Annotated in this window: 21 protein-coding genes and 1 other RNA gene; 11 read left to right on the forward strand and 11 right to left on the reverse strand. The window is 31.8% G+C overall.

Annotation, left to right across the window (positions count from 1 at the left end):
- Positions 1 to 17 precede the first annotated feature (17 nt).
- Positions 18 to 656 carry a porin family protein gene (locus HM985_RS15405; RefSeq protein WP_179377111.1) on the reverse strand — a complete coding sequence of 213 codons (639 nt, stop codon included), beginning with the start codon at positions 654 to 656 and terminating at the stop codon, positions 18 to 20.
- Between the two features lie 311 nt (positions 657 to 967).
- Between HM985_RS15405 and xerA the strand changes: the two genes are divergently transcribed.
- Complete coding sequence (gene xerA / locus HM985_RS15410) at positions 968 to 1,876, forward strand: site-specific tyrosine recombinase/integron integrase (RefSeq protein WP_179377112.1); 909 nt, start codon at positions 968 to 970, stop codon at positions 1,874 to 1,876.
- Positions 1,877 to 2,136: 260 nt separating this feature from the next.
- Complete coding sequence (locus tag HM985_RS15415; RefSeq protein WP_179377113.1) at positions 2,137 to 3,318, forward strand: sensor histidine kinase; 1,182 nt, start codon at positions 2,137 to 2,139, stop codon at positions 3,316 to 3,318.
- A gap of 40 nt (positions 3,319 to 3,358) precedes the next feature.
- Here the strand turns inward: HM985_RS15415 and rny are convergent, their stop codons facing one another.
- From rny to HM985_RS15435, 4 genes are all read right to left on the reverse strand, one after another.
- A complete protein-coding gene (gene rny / locus HM985_RS15420) occupies positions 3,359 to 4,936 on the reverse strand; it encodes a ribonuclease Y (protein ID WP_179377114.1) in 1,578 nt (525 codons plus the stop codon).
- 56 nt (positions 4,937 to 4,992) lie between these two features.
- A non-coding RNA gene (gene ssrS / locus HM985_RS15425) (6S RNA) lies at positions 4,993 to 5,123 on the reverse strand.
- A gap of 60 nt (positions 5,124 to 5,183) precedes the next feature.
- A complete protein-coding gene (locus HM985_RS15430; RefSeq protein ID WP_179377115.1) occupies positions 5,184 to 5,471 on the reverse strand; it encodes a cell division protein ZapA in 288 nt (95 codons plus the stop codon).
- 20 nt (positions 5,472 to 5,491) lie between these two features.
- Positions 5,492 to 5,782, reverse strand: coding sequence for a hypothetical protein (locus HM985_RS15435; RefSeq protein WP_179377116.1), 291 nt, complete (start codon positions 5,780 to 5,782; stop codon positions 5,492 to 5,494).
- Positions 5,783 to 6,118: 336 nt separating this feature from the next.
- Here HM985_RS15435 and HM985_RS15440 point away from each other — a divergent pair, with 336 nt between their 5' ends.
- Both HM985_RS15440 and HM985_RS15445 read left to right on the forward strand, forming a co-directional pair.
- A complete protein-coding gene (locus tag HM985_RS15440) occupies positions 6,119 to 7,810 on the forward strand; it encodes a M23 family metallopeptidase (RefSeq protein WP_179377117.1) in 1,692 nt (563 codons plus the stop codon).
- A gap of 116 nt (positions 7,811 to 7,926) precedes the next feature.
- A complete protein-coding gene (locus HM985_RS15445; protein ID WP_179377118.1) occupies positions 7,927 to 10,395 on the forward strand; it encodes a TonB-dependent receptor in 2,469 nt (822 codons plus the stop codon).
- On the opposite strand, the gene HM985_RS15450 is transcribed toward HM985_RS15445, so the two are convergent.
- Entirely contained in the window at positions 10,392 to 11,540 is a 1,149-nt protein-coding gene (locus HM985_RS15450; protein WP_179377119.1) for a cysteine desulfurase family protein, read from the reverse strand. The two genes, HM985_RS15445 and HM985_RS15450, sit on opposite strands and share 4 nt — an antisense overlap.
- Positions 11,541 to 11,626: 86 nt before the next feature.
- Here HM985_RS15450 and HM985_RS15455 point away from each other — a divergent pair, with 86 nt between their 5' ends.
- The gene (locus HM985_RS15455; protein ID WP_179377120.1) at positions 11,627 to 12,577 is read left to right on the forward strand and encodes a hypothetical protein; all 951 of its coding nucleotides are present in this window, start codon (positions 11,627 to 11,629) and stop codon (positions 12,575 to 12,577) included.
- A gap of 2 nt (positions 12,578 to 12,579) precedes the next feature.
- Here the strand turns inward: HM985_RS15455 and HM985_RS15460 are convergent, their stop codons facing one another.
- Positions 12,580 to 13,137 (reverse strand): Smr/MutS family protein, encoded by a 558-nt coding sequence (locus HM985_RS15460; RefSeq protein ID WP_179377121.1) that lies wholly within the window; start codon positions 13,135 to 13,137, stop codon positions 12,580 to 12,582.
- Complete coding sequence (locus tag HM985_RS15465) at positions 13,127 to 13,342, reverse strand: hypothetical protein (RefSeq protein ID WP_179377122.1); 216 nt, start codon at positions 13,340 to 13,342, stop codon at positions 13,127 to 13,129. Before HM985_RS15465 ends, HM985_RS15460 begins: the two co-directional genes overlap by 11 nt.
- A 90-nt stretch (positions 13,343 to 13,432) precedes the next feature.
- Here HM985_RS15465 and HM985_RS15470 point away from each other — a divergent pair, with 90 nt between their 5' ends.
- Positions 13,433 to 13,735: a DUF2752 domain-containing protein gene (locus HM985_RS15470; RefSeq protein WP_179377123.1), complete on the forward strand. Its 303-nt coding sequence runs from the start codon at positions 13,433 to 13,435 to the stop codon at positions 13,733 to 13,735.
- A 14-nt stretch (positions 13,736 to 13,749) separates the two neighbouring features.
- The gene (locus HM985_RS15475) at positions 13,750 to 14,085 is read left to right on the forward strand and encodes a CCC motif membrane protein (protein WP_179377124.1); all 336 of its coding nucleotides are present in this window, start codon (positions 13,750 to 13,752) and stop codon (positions 14,083 to 14,085) included.
- Positions 14,086 to 14,163: 78 nt separating this feature from the next.
- On the opposite strand, the gene rocD is transcribed toward HM985_RS15475, so the two are convergent.
- Complete coding sequence (gene rocD, locus HM985_RS15480) at positions 14,164 to 15,408, reverse strand: ornithine--oxo-acid transaminase (RefSeq protein WP_179377125.1); 1,245 nt, start codon at positions 15,406 to 15,408, stop codon at positions 14,164 to 14,166.
- Between the two features lie 229 nt (positions 15,409 to 15,637).
- Here rocD and rlmD point away from each other — a divergent pair, with 229 nt between their 5' ends.
- The 4 genes from rlmD to HM985_RS15500 all read left to right on the forward strand — a co-directional run bounded on the left by rlmD (position 15,638) and on the right by HM985_RS15500 (position 19,069).
- Positions 15,638 to 17,092 carry a 23S rRNA (uracil(1939)-C(5))-methyltransferase RlmD gene (rlmD, locus tag HM985_RS15485; RefSeq protein ID WP_179377126.1) on the forward strand — a complete coding sequence of 485 codons (1,455 nt, stop codon included), beginning with the start codon at positions 15,638 to 15,640 and terminating at the stop codon, positions 17,090 to 17,092.
- Positions 17,093 to 17,689 (forward strand): DUF6452 family protein, encoded by a 597-nt coding sequence (locus HM985_RS15490; protein WP_179377127.1) that lies wholly within the window; start codon positions 17,093 to 17,095, stop codon positions 17,687 to 17,689.
- The gene (locus HM985_RS15495; protein WP_246285043.1) at positions 17,655 to 18,419 is read left to right on the forward strand and encodes a DUF6048 family protein; all 765 of its coding nucleotides are present in this window, start codon (positions 17,655 to 17,657) and stop codon (positions 18,417 to 18,419) included. Before HM985_RS15490 ends, HM985_RS15495 begins: the two co-directional genes overlap by 35 nt.
- A 125-nt stretch (positions 18,420 to 18,544) precedes the next feature.
- Entirely contained in the window at positions 18,545 to 19,069 is a 525-nt protein-coding gene (locus HM985_RS15500) for a DinB family protein (RefSeq protein WP_179377128.1), read from the forward strand.
- A 103-nt stretch (positions 19,070 to 19,172) separates the two neighbouring features.
- On the opposite strand, the gene HM985_RS15505 is transcribed toward HM985_RS15500, so the two are convergent.
- A complete protein-coding gene (locus HM985_RS15505) occupies positions 19,173 to 20,117 on the reverse strand; it encodes a phosphoribosylaminoimidazolesuccinocarboxamide synthase (RefSeq protein ID WP_179377129.1) in 945 nt (314 codons plus the stop codon).
- A gap of 120 nt (positions 20,118 to 20,237) precedes the next feature.
- Positions 20,238 to 20,753 carry a hypothetical protein gene (locus HM985_RS15510; protein WP_179377130.1) on the reverse strand — a complete coding sequence of 172 codons (516 nt, stop codon included), beginning with the start codon at positions 20,751 to 20,753 and terminating at the stop codon, positions 20,238 to 20,240.
- Between the last annotated feature and the right edge of the window lie 58 nt (positions 20,754 to 20,811).

The following is a 20,811-nucleotide window of genomic DNA, read 5'->3' on the forward strand; positions in this document are numbered from 1 at the left end:
ATTAATTTTTCTTTTAATTAAAAGAAAAAACCAACTGATACTTGTAAAACATTATTGTTTATAGAATAATCATCAGAACCTTCTCCATCATAAATATTAGACAAGCCTAAATTATAACGAGCTGAAAAGTTTAGACCACTATCCATTTTATAACCAAGACCAAAATTAAAACCTAAGTCAATTCCTTTATAGCTATCTTTGACATCTTCATCGCCAGATTCAGAAAAAGTTTCTCCCTCAAAAGTTTCTGAATATTCATAATCCTCTTTAGCAGAAAGCAATAAACCAATTTGAGGTCCTGCTTCAACACTAAAACCTTCAGCTATATAATACTTAGCCATAATTGGAATATTAAGATAACTTAACTTTACAGTAGATTCTGAACTTCCTGAGTATCCAAATTCAGAATAAGAATCCTCAGCACTTGCTCCTTGTATAGAATATAGTAATTCTGGCTGTACAGAAAACTTATCTGAAATAGAAATTTCAGCTACACCTCCAATATGAAAAGATGTTAAACCGTCAAGCTCTTCTGTGTCGTCACCACTAAATGAAGAAAAGTTAAGACCTGCTTTAGCACCAAAATTAACTTCTTGTGCATTTACGTTTGAAAATCCAAGAGCAGCAACAGCTGTAATAAGTAATAATTTTTTCATAATTTTAAATTGATTTTTGTTTGAATTGATGCTCAAAAATAACTTTTGAAACCTATTCAAAAACCTCTTAAATGTTAAAATTTAACGCGTTTTATCGATGATTCTACCTCTTAAACCTGATAAGAGAATAATAAATTGATTTACAGGTTTTTACATAAAATGTCTATTTTTAAATACAAAAAAGAAAAATAACACACCTCTAGTTAATGTTATTTTTTAATTAACCAAAAGATTACGATCTTTTCATTTTTAGAATTAAAAAGTTAAATGCATAATAGAATTTTTCAAACTATAAATCCTTATTTTTAACCATGAAATGGGAACAAGCGATTACAGATTATAAACATTATCTTCAACTAGAACGTGGTTTATCTAAAAACTCAATTGAAAATTATAATTACGATATCAAAAAACTTATTTCATACCTTGAAGAGAACACAATAGAGACATCTCCCCTTAACATTAACACAAATATTGTTAAAGAATTTATTTACGCTGTTTCAAAAAGTCTTAATCCTAGATCTCAAGCCCGTTTAATTTCAGGACTTCGTAATTTTTTCGATTACCTTATTTTTGAAAACTACAGAACTACAAATCCACTTGATTTAATTGAAACTCCTCGGATTGGCAGAAAATTACCAGATACTTTAACCATACAAGATATAGACAAATTAATTAATGCCATTGATTTAAGTTACCAGTATAGTGGAGTAAATTTAGGCGAACGTAATAGAGCTATAATTGAAATGCTTTATAGCTGCGGCCTACGAGTAAGTGAATTAATAGAATTAAAACTATCAGATTTATTTTTTGAAGAAGGTTTTATAAAAGTTACCGGAAAAGGTAATAAACAACGTTTTGTTCCCATTGGCACTTCCACACAAAATTATATAAATATTTGGATAAGTATCAGAAATCACATTAGCGTTAACCCTGAATCTAAGGATGTTTTGTTCTTAAATTATAAAGGAGGGAAATTAACTAGAGCAATGGTTTTTACGATTATAAAAAAGTTAGTTAAAAACTCTGGATTAAATAAAAATGTATCACCACATACATTTAGACATTCTTTTGCTACACACCTATTAGAAAACGGAGCCGATTTAAGAGCCATACAAATGATGCTTGGTCATGAAAGTATAACGACTACAGAAATCTATATGCACTTAGATCGCTCACATTTAAGTGATGTTTTAAATAAATTTCACCCAAGACAATAATTTAATTCAATAACCTTACTCATCCCTAAAGCATGAGTTTCTTTACCATCAAGAATTAATATCAATCAATTCTTATAGCTTAACACTCTAAGTTTCGTGATTTATTTATTGCTAATCTCCTGACAATAAGTTAAGTTTACAGTACATGAATATTATCTTATGATTCTCTAAAAGTTATAAAAGCACATAAACCGAAGAAAATAAGGTTATATATTGTGACAAATTCCTCTCGCTAGTGTCCAAATACAAAGCATAAAACCATGAAATTCCCTAGTCTTAGCTTAAGAAACTACATTTCAGTTCGATACAAAAAAGATGCACTAAAAGAGCATTGTATCGAAGAGGATAAGCATAAAATTGCGTTAGAACTATCTAATATTGGACTTTGGGATTGGAATTTTAAAACTAATAAAGTTTTTTATTCAAAAGAGTCTAAGCAAATTTTAGGTTATGATGAAGCCGAAATAATAAATAGTTCTAAATTTTGGGATGACAAGATACATCCAGAAGACAAAGATGTTTATTTTAAAGACTTTAAGTTATTTTTAGATGGTACTTTTAATCTATACCAAAACGAATATAGAATTCGTTGTAAAAACGGTGATTACAAATGGATATTAGACAAAGCAAAGGTTATAGAAAAGGATCAAAATAATAAACCTAGTCGTATCATTGGCACACACACCGACATAACAAGTTCTAAAAATAATGAAGAACTTCTTAAAAAGAATCTTCAACTCATTACTAGTCAGAATAAAAGACTATATAGTTTTACCCATATCGTTTCTCATAACTTAAAAACTCATATCGGTAATTTTAAAAATATTTTAGAATTTTATGATGAAGCCAATTCTGAAAATGAAAAGGAAGAATTAATAGGTCATCTCCAATCCATTTCAGAGTCTTTAACTACAACTATAGTAGATCTTGATGATATAGTAAGTATTAGATCTAAAACTGATATTAGCGAACTAAATGAACGAATTGATCTTTCTAATTTTACTGATAAAATAATTGAAAGTTTAACCATTGATAGTTCTAAAAACGGTGTTACAATACACAATGCTTTAAGGAAGGATGAATCTTTTCTAACCAACAAAGCTTATTTGGAAAGTATATTTTATAACTTAATTTCTAATGGTATAAAATATTCAGATCCAGAGAAGGATTCTCAAATTATCATTCAATCGATTCATACAAAAGACACCATTAAAATTTTAATTTCTGATAACGGTATTGGTATCGATTTAAATAAACATAAAAATCACGTCTTTGAAATGTATAAAACGTTTCATGGTACAGAAAGATCGGATTCTCGAGGTATCGGTTTATTTATAACCAAAACACAAGTTGAAGCTTTACAAGGTGAAATACAAATTGAAAGTACACTACACCACGGTACAGCCTTTACTTTAACATTCCAAAAACAAAAAGCACTCTAAATTAGAGTGCTTTTTTTATTCTATACTTAAGTAGTTTTATTTACTTGGCTATATTAACTGCTCTAGTTTCTCTAATTACAGTCACTTTTACTTGCCCTGGATATGTCATATCTGTTTGAATTTTCTGAGAAATTTCAAAAGATAAACTAGCCGCTTTATCATCTGTAACTTTTTCACTTTCTACAATAACACGTAATTCTCTACCTGCTTGTATTGCATAAGCTTTCTTTACTCCTGTAAACCCAAAGGCTACATCTTCTAAATCTTTAAGACGCTGTATGTAAGAATCCAAAACTTGACGTCTAGCTCCTGGTCTTGCACCAGATATAGCATCACAAACCTGAATTATTGGTGCAAGTAAAGTTGTCATTTCAATTTCATCGTGGTGAGCACCTATAGCATTACAAACTTCTGGCTTCTCACCATGTTTCTCTGCCCATTGCATACCTAAAATTGCATGTGGAGTTTCAACATCCGTTTCGGATGAAGGCACTTTACCTATATCATGTAATAATCCTGCTCGCTTAGCCAATTTAGGATTTAACCCTAACTCAGCAGCCATAACTCCACAAAGTTTAGCAACTTCACGCGAGTGTTGTAACAAGTTTTGTCCGTAAGAAGAACGATATTTCATACGACCTACCATCTTAATTAATTCAGGGTGTAAACCATGAATTCCCAAATCGATCACCGTACGCTTACCTACTTCTATAATTTCTTGTTCTATTTGTTTTTCTGTTTTCTTAACAATTTCTTCAATTCTAGCAGGATGTATTCTACCATCTGTCACTAACTTGTGTAATGATAAACGTGCAATTTCACGTCTTACAGAATCGAAACAAGATAAAATAATTGCTTCTGGCGTATCATCTACAATAATTTCTACACCTGTTGCCGCTTCAATAGCTCTAATATTTCTACCTTCTCTACCAATAATACGACCTTTAACGTCATCTGATTCTATATTAAATACAGATACACAGTTATCAACTGCCTCTTCTGTACCAATACGCTGTATGGTATTAATAATAATTTTCTTAGCTTCTTGTTGTGCTGTTAATTTAGCTTCTTCAACATGATTTTGAATAAAAGCCATAGCATCTGTTTTAGCCTCTTCTTTAAGTGACTCAACTAATTGCGACTTAGCTTCTTCTGCAGATAAAGAAGAAATAACTTCTAACTGCTTAATTTGATTTTTATGAGATTTCTCAATCTCTTCTTCCTTCTTATCTAAGAATTCTAATCTAAAATCGTAATCTTTTATTTTACTCTCTAAAGATTGATTAGACTTTTTCGCTTTACTAAGTTCATTAGAAATATTAGATTCTTTATCTCTAATACGCTTTTCAGCTTCAGCCATTTTCTTATCACGAGAAAAAATTACTTTTTCATGTTCTGATTTTAATTCAATAAACTTCTCTTTAGCTTGTAATATTTTATCTTTCTTTAATGATTCTCCATCAGACTTAGCAATTTTTAAAATTGATTTTGCTTCAAGCTCAGCATTAGCTATTAATTTTGAAGCCTTCCCTTTTTCTAAAGCTTTTGCTATAAAGTATCCTATTATTACTCCTATTATTAATCCTCCAACAATAAATATCATTGTGTTAGTATCCATCTTAATTATTTAGTTTTAGTGTATAAAAAAAGCCTACATCAGTTTTGGTTTTGTATAAACTCCTTAAAAACAAGTATAGGGCTAACAAGCTGATCAAAAATCTGTCTAAGACACTGAAACAAGTTCAGTACTAACAGCACGATTTTACAACTTAAACTCACCCTTTTTAAAGAATTGATCGTTGAGTTTATCAAAAAATGTAACTAATGTAGGCAGTAACCTTATTTTATTTTAAAGAACGTACGAGTTAAATATGTTGATTTAAAAGTTCATTTAAAGCATTTAGCTTTTCTTGAACCTCTTCATTAACATACTCTTTATCTATTGATTTTTGCTCTACTTGAGCCGCAAATTGTAAGGCACACATTGCCAAAACATCTTGCTTATCTCTTACAGAGTAATTCTGCTCAAATTGCCCAATCATAGCCTCTATTTTTTTTGTGGCTTTACGTAAACCCTCTTCTTGACTAGGGTTTATCGTTAACGGATAAACTCTATTTGCAATAGAAAGTTTAATTTTTAATTGTTCTGGCATTATAATCTAAATTTACAACATTATTCTGAGAGTTGCCCAATACAATGGTCAATATCTCTAATAAGTGCATTTATTTTGAGTTTTGTTTCTCGTTTATTTTCGTCACTACCAAGCATTGAATTCGCCATTTTGAGTGTGTCATATTTTTCCACCCAAGCAGAAATCTCTTCTTGCTGCTCTAAAAGCTTTTGTTGTTGCTGCTCTAACTGAATCTCAAGCTCAGCGTTGGTTTGTTTTAAAACCGCTTGCTTTTGCAAAATCTTATTGATTTTATTCTCCAGCGCATCAACAATGTCTCCTATTTTACTCATTAAAGCAATTCAATACTATTTAAACAAAGTTAACATACCAAATCAATAATCACAATTGTTTTACAATTATTTTTCATTAAGCCACATCAATTTCAAAATCAAATAAAATAAAATTCATTTATAAAACTTTATTTATATTCTAAATTGCCCATACACCAACCTTTATCTTTATCTACGACGCGTAAATACTTCTTGATAGAATTATAATATTCGTGATTTAAATTTTAATTTGGTAATATTATAAGTTCAACAGAAATTTCTCGTTAATAAAATTATATCTTTTTAGTGTTTGCAAAATGTAAGCAAATTAATATTTTAGCTGTTATAGCAGATCTTATGAAACAATTTTTAATTCTCTTTTTATTAACTAGTTCATTATATGGACAATCGGAATATCCTCAAGATTATTTTCGTGACCCCTTAGATATTCCTATTGTACTTTCGGGTACGTTTGGCGAATTACGTTCTACACATTTTCATGCTGGATTAGATATTAAAACACAACAACGAGAAGGTTTAAAAGTCTATGCGGCAGCACTAGGTTACATAAGTAGAATTAAAATCTCTCATTTTGGCTACGGAAAAGCCATCTACATTACACATCCTAATGGCTATACAACCGTTTATGGGCATCTTCAAAAATTTTCTAAACGATTAGAAGATTATATTAAACAATGTCAATATGACAAAGAGAGTTATGAAGTTGAAGTTTTCCCTCATTCTGAAGAACTTTTAATAGAGCCTGATGAAGTTATTGCCTATTCAGGAAATACGGGTGGTTCTGGCGGTCCTCACTTACATTTCGAAATTAGAGACAACTTAGAACGTACAATGAATCCATTACTCTTTGGTATAGAAGTAGAAGATTCTACAGCACCCTACGTCACTGCGGTATTTGCCTATCCTAAAGACGAAAACGCAATTATTAATGGAAAAAATGAAAGAGTGCCCTTACGCTTAATTCCACAGAAAACAGGTGATTATGCTGTTGAAAAAATTAAAGCTTACGGAAATATTGGATTTGGGGTTACCTCTAACGACAAGCAAGATTTAGCACCGAATAATAACGGTGTAAGTAATATTCAAACCTTTTTTAATGGAAATAAAAGTTTAGAAATAGATTTTAAACGTATTAGCTTCGATGAAAGTAAACATATTAAACGTCTTGTCGATTATGAATACTACGTTCGAAAACGCTCTAAAATTCAGAAACTATTTATTGAAAAAAATAATCCTCTAAGTATTTATAAAGACGCTTACGATAAGGGCTACGTTAAAATTGAAGACAGTACAGCCTCTGTTTATAAGATGAGAATTAGAGATTATAACGGCAATGAATCTTGGGTTGTAATCCCTATAGATGGTAAATTAGAAACAATAAAAAAAGATACTACCGCTATAGATCGCTCTAAGCAATCATTAGTTTACAGTGATAAAATGTCAACATTAACTTCAGGTAATTATACCGTAAATTTCTATAAAAACACCTTGTATGATGATACCTATATAGATTTCAAGGTAAGTTCTGATACTATTTTTTTGGGAGATGATAACGTTGCGATGCAAAAGAATTTCTACATAAATTACGACTTAAGTAATTATAAAAAAGAACATCAAGACAAACTTTATATTGCTAGGTTTTATGGTTCTTATAAAAAGCCTTACTATGCTTTGACTTCACGTAAAGGAAATGTTTTAACTGCAAAATCTAAAGCATTAGGCACCTATGCTTTATCAATGGATACGGAACCGCCAACTATAACACCAACCAATTTTACAGATAAAAAATGGATAAGTAACTATCGCTATCTTAAACTTAAAATTGACGACGAGTTAACAGGAATAAGTAAATACAGAGCTACAGTAAATGGAAAGTGGATTTTAATGGAATACGATTATAAGCAAAACACACTTATACACGATTTTAATGATAATGTCGTTAAAGATACTAAGAACGAATTAAAAATAATTGTCACGGATAATGTTGGAAATAGTTCTACATTTGAAGCAACATTTTTTAGAAAGTAGAAATTTTAGACCATAGATCTGCACACTTTTAGCTTCTAATCTATAGAATCTTCGTTGCTTCGGTGTCATAAATTTAGAATCTAAATAACTCTTGAACCTAACTAAAAACAAAATATTTGAAACGCTTACATTTCACCGTCCTCATTGGCTTATTTTTTAGTCTACTTTCGTTTTCACAAAATGCAATAATTAGAGGTGTTATTCTAAACGAAGGCAACAAACCTATTGAAGGAGTTAATATTGCAGCCAATACAGGAGAAGGTACAGCAACCAATAGTAATGGATTTTACGAACTTAAAATTCCATATGGCGTTGAAGTTACCGTTATTTTTACGCACGTTTCACATAAATTAGTTGAGCAAAAATTCAACTTAAAAAATGGGCAAGAAATAGAATACAACCCTGTGATGCTTATTGAAGTTGAACAAATTGCAACCGTTGTTATTAATACAAACACAAGACAGTCTGTAGATGGTGTTACCTCTATTTCACCACAAATGATAAGAACTATAAAAGGTGCACAGCCTGGTGTAGAAAACATTCTTAAAACCTTACCTGGCGTAAATATCTCTAACGAACTAAGTACTCAGTATTCTGTACGTGGTGGAAATTTTGACGAAAACTTAGTTTATGTAAATGACATAGAAATATATAGGCCTTTTTTAATTCGCTCTGGAAATCAAGAAGGTCTTAGTTTTGTAAATACCGATTTGGTTCAAAATGTCGATTTCTCAGCAGGAGGTTTTCAAGCTAAATATGGTGATAAATTATCTTCTGTATTAGACATAACATATCGTAATCCTGTTGATTTTGGAATAAGAGCAGATTTAAGTTTACTTGGTGGAAGTATTGCTGCCGAAGGCGTCTCTAAAGATGGAAAATTTTCTGGTATTGCAGGTGTACGTCACAGAGACAATAGCCTATTATTAAACAGTTTAGAAACAGAAGGTAATATAGAACCGGTTTTTGCAGATGCGCAAACATTTTTAACCTATCGTTTTTCGAGTAAGTTTCATTTAAATTTCCTTGGAAATATTTCTTCAAACAAATACAACTTTCAACCCGAAAATAGACAAACTAACTTTGGTACTATTGATGATCCTGTTGCGCTATTAGTATTTTATGATGGACAAGAAAAAGATCAATACCAAACCTATTTTGGGGCATTCAAAGCTAATTACTTTGTTAATAACGATTTAACGCTTAAACTTGTTGCTTCTGCTTACCATACAACAGAACAAGAATATTTTGACATTTTAGCAGAATACCGTTTAGGAGAAGTTAACACAAGTATTGGTGATGAAAACTTAGGTGAAGTTGAATTTAGTGAAGGTATTGGGTCTCAACTTACACATGCCCGAAACGATTTAGATGCTTTTATAGTTAATGCTGAACATAAAGGAGATTATAAAATTGATGACGAGAGTACATTAGAATGGTCTGTAAAATATACACATGAAGATATTAGAGACCGTTTAGTAGAATATGAAATTATTGATTCTGCTGGTTTTTCAATTAGACCCCCTTCAATAAGTCAACCTAACGAACAACCTTACACTTCTTTTTCGGGCCCTTTAACTGCTTATGAAGATATCAGAGCGACTAACCGAATTCAAATTAATAGATTTCAGGCTTTTGTTCAATATAGCAAACAAGCCGATTGGAACGGACATGAGGTTTTTTATAATGCGGGTGTAAGATCTCATAGTTGGGTTGTAAGTGGTGATGATATTGAAACAAGTGATACACAAACGGTAATTAGCCCAAGAGGGCAATTTGCTATTAAGCCTAATTGGGATAAAGACATGCTTTTTAGAGTGGCTGCGGGGTTATATTACCAACCTCCTTTTTATAGAGAATTAAGAGATTCTTCAGGAACGGTGCAACCCAATGTAAAAGCTCAAAAATCATTTCATATTGTTTTAGGAAACGAATATAGTTTTGAGATTTGGGATAGACCATTTAAATTAGTAACTGAAGCTTATTATAAAGGAATGACAGATGTTAATCCTTACACGCTAGAAAACGTAAGAATTCGTTACAGTGCAGACAATAATGCTGTTGCCTATGCATATGGTTTAGATTTAAGAATTAATGGAGAATTTGTGCCAGGCACAGAATCCTGGTTTAGTTTTGGCTATTTAAAAACGGAAGAAAACATTGACGATCGTGGTTATATTGCCAGACCAACGGATCAACGTTTAAAATTTGGTGCTTTATTTCAAGATTACGTGCCTAACATGCCAGATCTAAAAATGTACTTAAATTTAGTATATAACACAGGAGTTCCTGGTGGTTCACCTAGTTATGCTGACCCTTATAATTACCAAATAAGATTACGAGATTATAGACGTGCTGATTTGGGTATTTCTTACGAATTAGTAAATCCTGAAAAAACTTATAATTCGAAATGGAAAGCCGCTTTCAAAGAGTTATCAATAGGTTTTGAAATCTATAATATGTTTGGTAATCAAAACTCTATCACTAATACTTGGGTAAGAGATGTATATAGTAAAAACCAATATGCTATACCAAACTACCTAACACCACGTGTGTTTAATGTAAGATTGTCTACGCGATTTTAAGAAGCAGCTAAGGTTTTTAAGACACCAACAACATAGTCTAATTCTTCCTTAGTATTGTAAATACTGAATGAAAAACGTATAGAAGGTCTAGCTAATTCTTCATCAGATAAAATAGCTTTTAATACATGAGACTCCTGACTACTACCACTTTGGCATGCACTCCCTCTAGAACTCGCAATTCCTTTTAAATCGAGTTGAAATTGTAACATTGATGCTTTTCCTGGTGTTTTTGGTAAACGAACGTTTAATAATGTATAGGTACTTTTTTCTTCGGAGTCAGAGCAACCATTGAAACTTATATTAGGAATGTTACTTTGAAGCGCTGCAATAAAATAATTCTTTAAATTTAAAATGTAAGCATGTTCTTCATCAAGATTGTCATAAGAAATTTTTAAAGCTTCATCCATACCTACAATATTATGAAGAGACTCCGTCCCTGCCCTATGGCCTCGTTCTTGCTCTCCTCCAAAAATCAAAGGCTTTAAACTTGACTCTTTTCGTATAAAACAAAACCCAACGCCTTTAGGACCATGAAATTTATGGGCACTTGCTGCTGCAAAGTCTATAGGTATTTCTTTTAAATCTATTTTATAATGACCAATTGATTGCACAGTATCAGAATGAAATAAGGCACCATAAGATTTTACAATCTTAGCTATGTTTTTAAAATTTAACACATTACCAATCTCATTGTTAACATGCATTAAAGTCACTAATTTTTTTTCATCAGAATGACCTAAAACAGATTCAAGATCTTCTTCATCTATACTTCCATCAACTTTCAGTTTTACATATGTAACTTTTATGTCATATTCTTTCTGCAATTGATCTATCGTATGTAAAATAGCATGATGTTCTATCTGAGATGTAATAATTTCTGTAACACCTAAATCTCTAACAGCACTTCTTAATACTAAATTATCAGCTTCCGTACCGCCAGAAGTAAAAACGATTTCTGACCCAGACACGTTAAAATAACTTGCTATATTTTTTCTACATTGTTCTAAAAGTGACTTAGACGAACGACCAAAACTGTGACTTGAGGATGCGTTTCCGTAAGTTTCATTTAGCACTTTTGTCATACGTACTACAACTTCTGGTCTTAAAGCAGTAGTGGCTGCATTATCTAAATAGATTAAATTCATCTTGCAAAAATATTGTAAATAAAATTATTTAGATAATGCAGCGTTATAATTTTACAAATCCTTTATTTTTGTTGAAAATAGAATTTATGATACGTCGTTTTTTTATACTCTTTTGCTTCGCTCTGTTAATTGCCTGTGATGATGGCGATATCCTTACTGTAGACTTAGATTTTGATGAAGAATTAGCGCAATGTGATAATTTTGAAGAGTATTATCTTGTTTATGATACACGAGAGGATCCTAACGAAGCGCTCATCTTCATTTTTGAAAAAGGGGATGATACCAATGACGCATTATTTACACATGCAACTACTGAAGGTTCTCCTGCAGAATTAACAATTGATGGTGTTGATACTCGTTTTATTTACAGAACCTATAACAGAGAATTAACAGCCGATGATATTTGCGCTGTTGTTTCGCCTGGCGACCTAACTGTAGGAGACGACTATGAAGCAGACTCTGGTGATGTTTATGTTACCTCTACGATTGAAGATGATGATAACGATGGTGTTCCTAATGAAGACGAAGGCATAGCTGGTTTACCTGATGAAGACGGAATTTATACGGATTCTTTAGATACAGACGGTGACGGCATACCTAATTACTTAGATATAGATGACGATGGTGATAATGTTTTAACAGAAAATGAACTTGATGAAGATAATGAAGATGAAGATGATGATCCTTTAACTAATCCACTTGATACGGATGGTGATGGTATCCCTAATTATTTAGACGCAGATGACGATGGCGACGGAGTTTCAACACGTTTAGAAGATGCTAATGGTGAAAATGGACCAAGTGATGATCGTGTAGCTGTAAACGGAGTGTTAGTAGAGCTTTATTTAAATAGTGCAGAAGATACCCCTTATGATTTTGAGGATTACAACGCTTTTGAAAATTCTTACACTAGAACTGTAGAAACAACGTTTATAATTAACAATACCGATTTAACAATCTTTAGAACTACTGAAATCACTCTTGGTACACTAACAACAATTATAGAAGACTTTGATCCTGACGATTACGATTATTAAATTTATGGTTCTACATTTTGAAGTATTTGAACTTCTGTAGCACCTAAGCCATAAATTTTATAATCTGCATCGTAAAATCTTACGTTATTGTAGCGACTAAATAGTGTTTCTAATTCTTGGCGTAGTACACCTTCTCCAACTCCGTGTATAAAGACAATTTTAGGTATGCGTTTGCGCATGGCAAATTCTAATTGTCCTCTAGCTGTATCTAATTGCAGATTAAGCATCTCATAATTAGACATTCTATTTGAAGACTTTGTTAAATGATGAATATGTAAATCTACTTCAAATTTTGGAGCGTGGCGCTCTTTAGATTTTACTGTTGGTGCTGATTTTCGTTTTTTAGATTCTTTTTCCCTTTTTACGGCTTCAAAATCTGTATTATAAACAGCACTTTCAAGCGAGTTTCCAGAGGCCATTAACATAAGTTCTCGCGCTTCAAATTGTAATTCAAAACCATCAGTATCTTCAACCGTAACTTTATTTTCAGAAATTTTAGTTACAATTCCTGAAATATTATCGTCAATTGTTTCAACATTATCACCTCTTTTAAACTTCATCTTCTTTTTCTGTTTTTACAAACGATTCTTCTGGCTGATCATTTTTACTAGAAATATTTCTAGAGGTTCTGTAGACACCTACCATTAATAAAGCAATACCTCCTATTAATAAATAGGTGTTTTGTTCTTGTTGAGCCTGAGCATAAAAAGCAATTATACCTCCCACTAAAATGCAAACAAAATTAAGAGTTCTAGAAATATCCATAATTCATTGATTAAAACAAGGCAAAAATACACTTTAGAAAAATATTTACTGCAATTATAAAAGTAATTATCAAATTGTTAATTTAGCACCATGTTTATACTCGCAAAAGGACTTGAAGAATATATGTTGCCATGCATGTGGAAACAAACGTTTAATATTGATTGTATGGGTTGTGGTATGCAAAGATCTATCAACCTAATTTTAAAAGGTGATCTTGTTGCTGCTTTTTTTATGTACCCTGCTATCTATACGCTTATAGCAATGTTTGCCTTTTTATTATTGCATCTTAAATTTCAGTTTAAAAATGGTCATCGCATCATTTTAGCTTTTTTTATATTAAATATTAGTATTATTGTAGCTAGCTTTATTATTAAAACTTTTTTAACCAACTAAAATCAACTTACAAAATGGAAAAACAACAAATACCTAATGGAACTTTAGTCCTTGTCATGGGAATTTTATCAATCGTCGGCTGTTGCTGTTATGGTATTCCTGGATTAATTTTCGGAATCGTAGCAATAGTATTGGCAGGTAAAGCAACTAAAATTTACAAGGTAGCTCCTGAAACTTATTCTGGTTTTGGAAATGTAAAAGCAGGTAAAATTATGGGGATCATTGGTGCAATTCTTAGTGTATTAATGGTAGCTTACATCCTTTGGTTTATTTCTTTCTTTGGAATGGAAGCATTAGAAAACCCTGAATTAATGCAAGAAAGAATGCAAGAATTGATGGGACCTCAATAGTCTTATATTTTAATAAATAAAAAAGCGATTTTCTTAATTGAAAATCGCTTTTTTTTTAACTCTTATTTGAAACCTTTATTAAACTTCAAATTCTTTTAAAGTCTTTGTTATAATAGATACACAATCTAATAATTGTGCTTCTGTCATTACTAAAGGAGGCGCAAAACGAATAATGTTTCCATGTGTTGGTTTTGCTAATAAACCATTGTCTCTTAATTTTAAACAAATATTCCAAGCGGTTTCGCTGTCTTCGTCATCATTTATTAAAATAGCATTTAATAATCCTTTTCCTCTTACAGAGTTTACAATAGAACTTGTTTCTATAAATTTAGAAAGTTCACTTCTAAATAACTGTCCTAATTTTTCTGCATTATTTGCTAAATCTTCATTTTTAACAACCTCTAAAGCAGCTATTGCTACGGCTGCTGCTATAGGATTACCACCAAACGTACTTCCGTGATTTCCTGGTCCAATAACATTCATAATAGCATCATCAGCTAAAACGGCAGATACAGGGTAAGCACCACCACTTAAGGCTTTACCTAAAATTAAAACATCTGGTTTTACGTTTTCATGATCTACTGCTAACATTTTTCCTGTTCTAGCAATACCCGTTTGTACTTCATCTGCTATAAATAAAACATTATATTTTTCACATAATGCTTTGGCTTTAGATAAGTAACCTTCGGTTGGTACATAAACACCAGCTTCACCTTGAATTGGCTCTACTAAGAAACCTGCAACATTAGCATTGCTTTTCAATGTGTTTTCTAAAGCTTCAAGATTATCATATGCAATCTTAATAAAACCATTAGTATAAGGACCAAAGTTTTTACGCGCTACAGGATCGTTACTAAAAGAGATAATAGTTGTTGTTCTTCCGTGAAAATTATTCTCGCATACTATAATTTCAGCTTCATTTTCTTCAATTCCTTTAACTTCGTAAGCCCATTTTCTACAGATTTTTAAAGCCGTTTCAACAGCTTCAGCACCCGTATTCATTGGTAAAAGCTTATCAAAATTAAATGTTTCAGAAGCATATTTTTCATACTTTCCTAACATGTCATTATAAAAAGCTCTTGACGTCAATGTTAACGTTTGCGCCTGCTCTGTCATTGCTTTTACAATATCTGGATGACAATGTCCTTGGTTTACTGCAGAGTAAGCAGAAAGAAAATCGTAATACTTTTTGCCTTCTACATCCCATACAAACACACCTTCTCCCCTGCTCAATACTACAGGTAACGGATGGTAATTGTGTGCACCATACTTGTTTTCTAAATCTATCGCTTGTTGCGAATTTAATTGGTCTAAAACAGCCATTTTAAAAAGTTTAAAAGTTAATATCCAAAAAAAATGGATATCTAAAATAACCATTCCTTATCTACCTTTATCCTTTCGAAGTGTCCGAAAATTCAGCGTGGGAAAGAAATCATCCCTAGAGTGCTGCAAATTACAAAAATAATAGAAATATGCCTCCCCCACGCCCATCAATTAACGTTATGCTATTTGTAAAATTGCAACTATCTTTGCACTCTAATTTATATAAGAAATGCCAAAAAGAGAACGTAACAAATTTGTAAGACGCGGAGAAATCATAGAAATCCTAATTGAAGGTTATGCCTACGGAGGAAAAGGTATTGGTCGTATCCGTAACGAGCATGGCGAATTTGTAGTATTTGTCCCTAATACTTTACCTGGGCAATTGGTAAAAACTCAGATAAAAAAGACGAGTAAAAAGTATGCTGAAGGTAAACTTTTTGAAGTTTTAAAAGCTTCTGATGATGAAACTAATATGCCATACCAAAGTATTCCTGGCGCTCCTTATATCAATTTACCGATTGAGAAACAACACGAATACAAGAAACAAAGTACTTTAGAGTTATTTAAACGTATTGGTAAAGTTGCTGATATTGAAGATAAATTTGATGAGTTTGTAACGTCGCCAAACACTTTTCATTATAGAAATAAAATGGAATATGGTTTTTCTGCTATTGGTTATGATCACGAATTAAAAACTGATGTAGATGAATTTACTCTAGGTTTTAAAAAACGTGGAACCTGGTGGTGTGGTGACAATCTTAATAAAGACTCAGGTTTATTTGATGCTGAATTTGAAAATCTTCTTAAAGATATAAGATCTTATTGTATTGATACAGGATTAGATCCATGGCATGCGCCAAAAAGAGAAGGTTTCTTTAGATATTTTGTGGTTAGAAAATCTTATAAAACCAATCAATTGTTGTTTAACTTGGTAACCACATCTTACGACTTGCCTAAATTTGATTTAGACAAATTTGCAAATTACCTTGTAGAATTGCTTGGTGACCGAGTTGCTGGTTTATTACATACAATTAACGACGAAGTTGGTGATAGAACCATAGCTACAACTGGAAGTATTTCGCTTGTCTATGGTGATGATAAAATTGTTGAAGAATTACTGGGCTTAAATTTTGAAATTAGTATGAAAAGCTTTTTTCAAACCAATCCTAAATGCGCTGAAAAACTGTATACAAAAGTCGTTGATTATGCTTTAGAAAATAAAGAAGCCATTGATAATACTGTTGTTTTAGATCTATTTTGTGGTACAGGAACCATTGGTCAAATCATTGCCAATAAATCTGAAAACACTAAAATTGTTGGTGTAGATATTGTAGCTGCTGCCATTGAAGATGCCAAGGAAAATGCTAAACGCAACAATATTGAAGGTTTAAAATTCTTTGCTGCTGATGTTGGAAAATTTTTAACTGAGCACCCAGAATACACCAATAAAATAAGAACTATTATTTTAGATCCTGCAAGAGCCGGAATTGCGCCTAAAACCCTTAAAAAAATAATAAACCTAAATGCAGAACGTTTGGTTTATGTATCTTGTAACCCTGCAACGCAGGCTAGAGATACAGAACAGTTAATGGAATCTGGGTACATCATCAAAAAAATGAGTTTAGTTGATCAGTTTCCGCATACAGCGCATATAGAAACGGTAGTATTATTTGAAAAACAATAAATGAAAAACGTAAAATTCTTAATTCTATTAATTGCAGTTGCACTTATTAATTGCGAACGCGATGATATTTGTGCTGCTACAACGCAAACCACACCTAGGTTAATTATAGAATTCTATGACGCTACAGACACTGATGAATTGTTGAACGTTCCTAGAATTACCGTTTATGGAGAAGGCTTGTTTACAGATGAAGATGGTGTTACCACCGAACCAATTGAAGAATCTGACTTAATAATTACAGATTACGACGATGATGATTCTTATGTATTTAATGTTAATAGTAATAAAATAGCTTTACCACTTATTGTAGGAAATGAAGGGGAACTAACAACAACACGTTTTGTTTTAGAAAAAGATACAGATCTAAGAATTGATGACGATGAAGACACCAACTCTAATATCGATATTATAGAAATCTCATATAATAATGAATTCGTTTACGTCTCTAGAGCTTGCGGCTATAAAAGTAATTTTAATAGTTTAGGTGTTTCTAGAGTTGCAGATGATGATAATTGGATTTCTAATATTGAGATTGAAGAAACAACACAAGAAAGTATAGAAGATGAAAGCACAACACATGTACGTATCTATCATTAGAAGCGTAATATTAACGCTGTTGTTTTCTACAATAGCTATTGCACAACAAGAGAAAAAAAAATCGGTTAAAGATACTTTGGTCTTTAAAGAAAAGTATGGCCTTAGAGTTGGTACTGATCTCAGTAAATTAGCACGCACTTTTTTTAGTGATGATTATTCGGGTTTTGAAATTATGGGAGATTATCGCCTCACCAAGCGTATTTATATTGCAGGTGAATTAGGTAATGAAGAACGAACACTTGACACAGACTATTTAAATAATACCACAACAGGTAGTTATTTTAAAGCAGGAATTGATATGAATTTCTACCAGAACTGGTTAGATATGGAAAATATGATTTATGCAGGTTTCCGTATCGGTGCAGCTACATTTAGTCAAAAATTAAATAATTACACCGTTTATGATGTTTATAACCAATATTGGGATAACCAATACACTGTAAACGAAGGACAAGAATTTGATGGCTTAACTGCGCTATGGACTGAATTACAAGTAGGTCTAAAAGCAGAACTCTTTAATAATTTTTATGCAGGATTAAATATTCAGTTAAAAGTTCTTTTAACTGAAAAAGAACCTAGTAGCGATTACGAAAATTTATACGTTCCTGGTTATAACAGAACCTATGATAGTAGCCGTTTTGGAGGCGGTTATGGCTTTAATTTATCTTACTTAGTTCCTATTTTTAAGAAGGATAAAATAATAATTCAAGATAAAGAAGTTGAAGAATAAACCAACATTCCTTTTTGCGTATTATAGCCACAGGCTAACAAAATTTAAAATTCATCTTTAATTAAATTTATAAGGCTGATTCTAATTTAAAAAATCCTTATCTTACTTCTTCAAATGTTATCTTCATGGATAAAGATGCTATTGCTGATTTAATAGACGCAAAACATGCTGAATTAATTGCTTGGTTAGAAAATCAACCTCAAGAATCCTGGACAAAAGGCCCTGAGGGTAAGTGGACTACAGGTCAACAAGCTCTGCATTTACTTCAAAGTATAATTCCATTAAATAATGCTTTGAGTTTACCTAAATTTTTACTTCGTTTAAAATTCGGAAAAGCAAATAGACCCGTTAGATCGTATGATGCCATAGTAAAACGTTCCCTAGAGCGTTTACAAAAAACAAAAGGTAAAACCTTTAAGGGATCTAGAAATATGAAAGTCCCTGCTTATGAAGACAAGCAATATATCTTGAACAGATTACAAACGGAAGAAAAGAAATTACAATATAAAACAAGACGAATTAGCGACCAAAATTTAGACAGTGTTGTACTGCCACACCCCTTAATGGGAAAAATGCCTGTTAGAGAAATTATTATGTGGACCGCTCACCATGTTGATCACCACATTAAGATATTAAAAAGTAACTATTAATAATAAAAACAAAACCTAACAATTAATAATAAAAACAAAACCTAACATTAGAATAATAATGTTAGGTTTAAATCATTTTTTAAACTAGAAATAATTTCTAGTTTTATCTTAAATACGCTAATACATTTTCTTCTATCCTATTTTGAATATCTGAAACATCACCCTTTACAAAGGTATCTCCTGTAATGTTTTCATAAAGTTCAATATAACGCTCGCTAACCGATGTAATATATTCGTCACTCATAAAAGGAACCTTTTGTCCTTCTAGACCTTGAAAATCATTAGAAATTAACCATTGTCTCACAAATTCTTTAGACAATTGCTTTTGAGCTTCACCTTTATCTTGACGTGCTTGGTAACCTTCAGTATAAAAATAACGTGAAGAATCTGGTGTATGAATCTCATCAATTAATACAATTTCACCATCTTTAGTTTTACCAAATTCATATTTAGTATCTACTAAAATTAATCCACGATCGGCAGCAATCTCTGTACCACGTTGAAATAATTTTTTTGTATAATCTTCTAAAATGATGTAATCTTCTTCAGAGACAATACCACGTTTTAAAATATCTTCTCTAGAGATATCTTCATCATGGTCACCCATTTCTGCTTTTGTAGCAGGTGTAATAATAGGTTCAGGAAATTTATCGTTCTCCTTCATCCCTTCAGCCATTGTAACACCACAAAGTATTCTCTTTCCTGCTTTATATTCTCTAGCTGCATGCCCAGACATATAACCACGAATCACCATTTCTACCTTAAAAGGTTCACATAAATGACCTACAGCAACATTTGGATCTGGTGTAGCTACCAGCCAATTCGGTACGATATCTTCAGTTTCCTTCATCATTTTTGTTGCAATCTGGTTTAAGATTTGCCCTTTATATGGAATCCCTTTAGGCATAACCACATCGAAAGCACTTAAACGGTCTGTAGCGACCATTACTAATTGCTCATCGTCTATATTATAAACTTCTCTTACTTTTCCTTTATAAACGTTTTTTTGATTTGGAAAACTAAAATTGGTATCTATTATGGTGTTCATTTAATCGTCATTTAATTATGTACTACAAATGTAATTTCTTTACTTGTGCCATACAATAATCTAAATAAAAAAAGGAGAAATAAAATTTCTCCCTCTTTAATTAAAATATGTAGTGATTATTTATTTAAATCTAATATTATAAGTTACTCCAATACCTACAGCTTGTATATCAATATCATTCTCTGCAAAAGTATTTTGGTAATACGCATAAATATTCCAATCACGATTATGGTAACCAATTTGTGGGTTAACATAAAGGCCTCCTTCATTTTCATCTACGCCTGTTAAAAAACCGTAACCTATATCTGAACCTATAAAAAGCCCACTACGCTTAAAGTAATAACGCATGAATCCAGCAAGTGGAATAATACCAAAATCATCATTTCCATCCTTTCCAAAATAATTGGTGTAACCAGAAGCCAAACCAATACCTAAGTTAGGATTAAACAAATATTGACCTCTCAAATCTAAACCTAAAGCAAAAGATGACGCATCCCCTGCATCGCTTATTGGTACTCCTGCCGTTAAACCTACTTTAAGCCACGAATTGTCTGAATTAAAATCTATTTCATCTTCTTGAGCAAATAATGGGCTTAACCCTAATGATAATCCTACTATCAAAAATAACTTTTTCATCTTTTCTTTTTATAAATTTTTATTATAACAGCAAATTTATGCAAGATTACTCGTAAGA

It is taken from the genome of Winogradskyella wichelsiae, from assembly GCF_013403925.1.
Taxonomy (GTDB): domain Bacteria; phylum Bacteroidota; class Bacteroidia; order Flavobacteriales; family Flavobacteriaceae; genus Winogradskyella; species Winogradskyella wichelsiae.

Excerpts from the sequence above, each read along its gene's own strand:
- rlmD (WP_179377126.1), top strand. The coding sequence starts at position 15,638 with ATGCCAAAAAGAGAACGTAACAAATTTGTAAGACGCGGAGAAATCATA.
- HM985_RS15435 (WP_179377116.1), bottom strand. The coding sequence starts at position 5,782 with ATGAGTAAAATAGGAGACATTGTTGATGCGCTGGAGAATAAAATCAAT.
- HM985_RS15450 (WP_179377119.1), bottom strand. The coding sequence starts at position 11,540 with ATGAATTTAATCTATTTAGATAATGCAGCCACTACTGCTTTAAGACCA.
- HM985_RS15490 (WP_179377127.1), top strand. The coding sequence starts at position 17,093 with ATGAAAAACGTAAAATTCTTAATTCTATTAATTGCAGTTGCACTTATT.
- HM985_RS15430 (WP_179377115.1), bottom strand. The coding sequence starts at position 5,471 with ATGCCAGAACAATTAAAAATTAAACTTTCTATTGCAAATAGAGTTTAT.
- HM985_RS15510 (WP_179377130.1), bottom strand. The coding sequence starts at position 20,753 with ATGAAAAAGTTATTTTTGATAGTAGGATTATCATTAGGGTTAAGCCCA.
- HM985_RS15495 (WP_246285043.1), top strand. The coding sequence starts at position 17,655 with ATGAAAGCACAACACATGTACGTATCTATCATTAGAAGCGTAATATTA.
- HM985_RS15415 (WP_179377113.1), top strand. The coding sequence starts at position 2,137 with ATGAAATTCCCTAGTCTTAGCTTAAGAAACTACATTTCAGTTCGATAC.
- HM985_RS15440 (WP_179377117.1), top strand. The coding sequence starts at position 6,119 with ATGAAACAATTTTTAATTCTCTTTTTATTAACTAGTTCATTATATGGA.
- HM985_RS15405 (WP_179377111.1), bottom strand. The coding sequence starts at position 656 with ATGAAAAAATTATTACTTATTACAGCTGTTGCTGCTCTTGGATTTTCA.
- HM985_RS15455 (WP_179377120.1), top strand. The coding sequence starts at position 11,627 with ATGATACGTCGTTTTTTTATACTCTTTTGCTTCGCTCTGTTAATTGCC.
- HM985_RS15500 (WP_179377128.1), top strand. The coding sequence starts at position 18,545 with ATGGATAAAGATGCTATTGCTGATTTAATAGACGCAAAACATGCTGAA.
- xerA (WP_179377112.1), top strand. The coding sequence starts at position 968 with ATGAAATGGGAACAAGCGATTACAGATTATAAACATTATCTTCAACTA.
- HM985_RS15465 (WP_179377122.1), bottom strand. The coding sequence starts at position 13,342 with ATGGATATTTCTAGAACTCTTAATTTTGTTTGCATTTTAGTGGGAGGT.
- HM985_RS15470 (WP_179377123.1), top strand. The coding sequence starts at position 13,433 with ATGTTTATACTCGCAAAAGGACTTGAAGAATATATGTTGCCATGCATG.
- HM985_RS15505 (WP_179377129.1), bottom strand. The coding sequence starts at position 20,117 with ATGAACACCATAATAGATACCAATTTTAGTTTTCCAAATCAAAAAAAC.
- HM985_RS15475 (WP_179377124.1), top strand. The coding sequence starts at position 13,750 with ATGGAAAAACAACAAATACCTAATGGAACTTTAGTCCTTGTCATGGGA.
- HM985_RS15460 (WP_179377121.1), bottom strand. The coding sequence starts at position 13,137 with ATGAAGTTTAAAAGAGGTGATAATGTTGAAACAATTGACGATAATATT.
- rocD (WP_179377125.1), bottom strand. The coding sequence starts at position 15,408 with ATGGCTGTTTTAGACCAATTAAATTCGCAACAAGCGATAGATTTAGAA.
- rny (WP_179377114.1), bottom strand. The coding sequence starts at position 4,936 with ATGGATACTAACACAATGATATTTATTGTTGGAGGATTAATAATAGGA.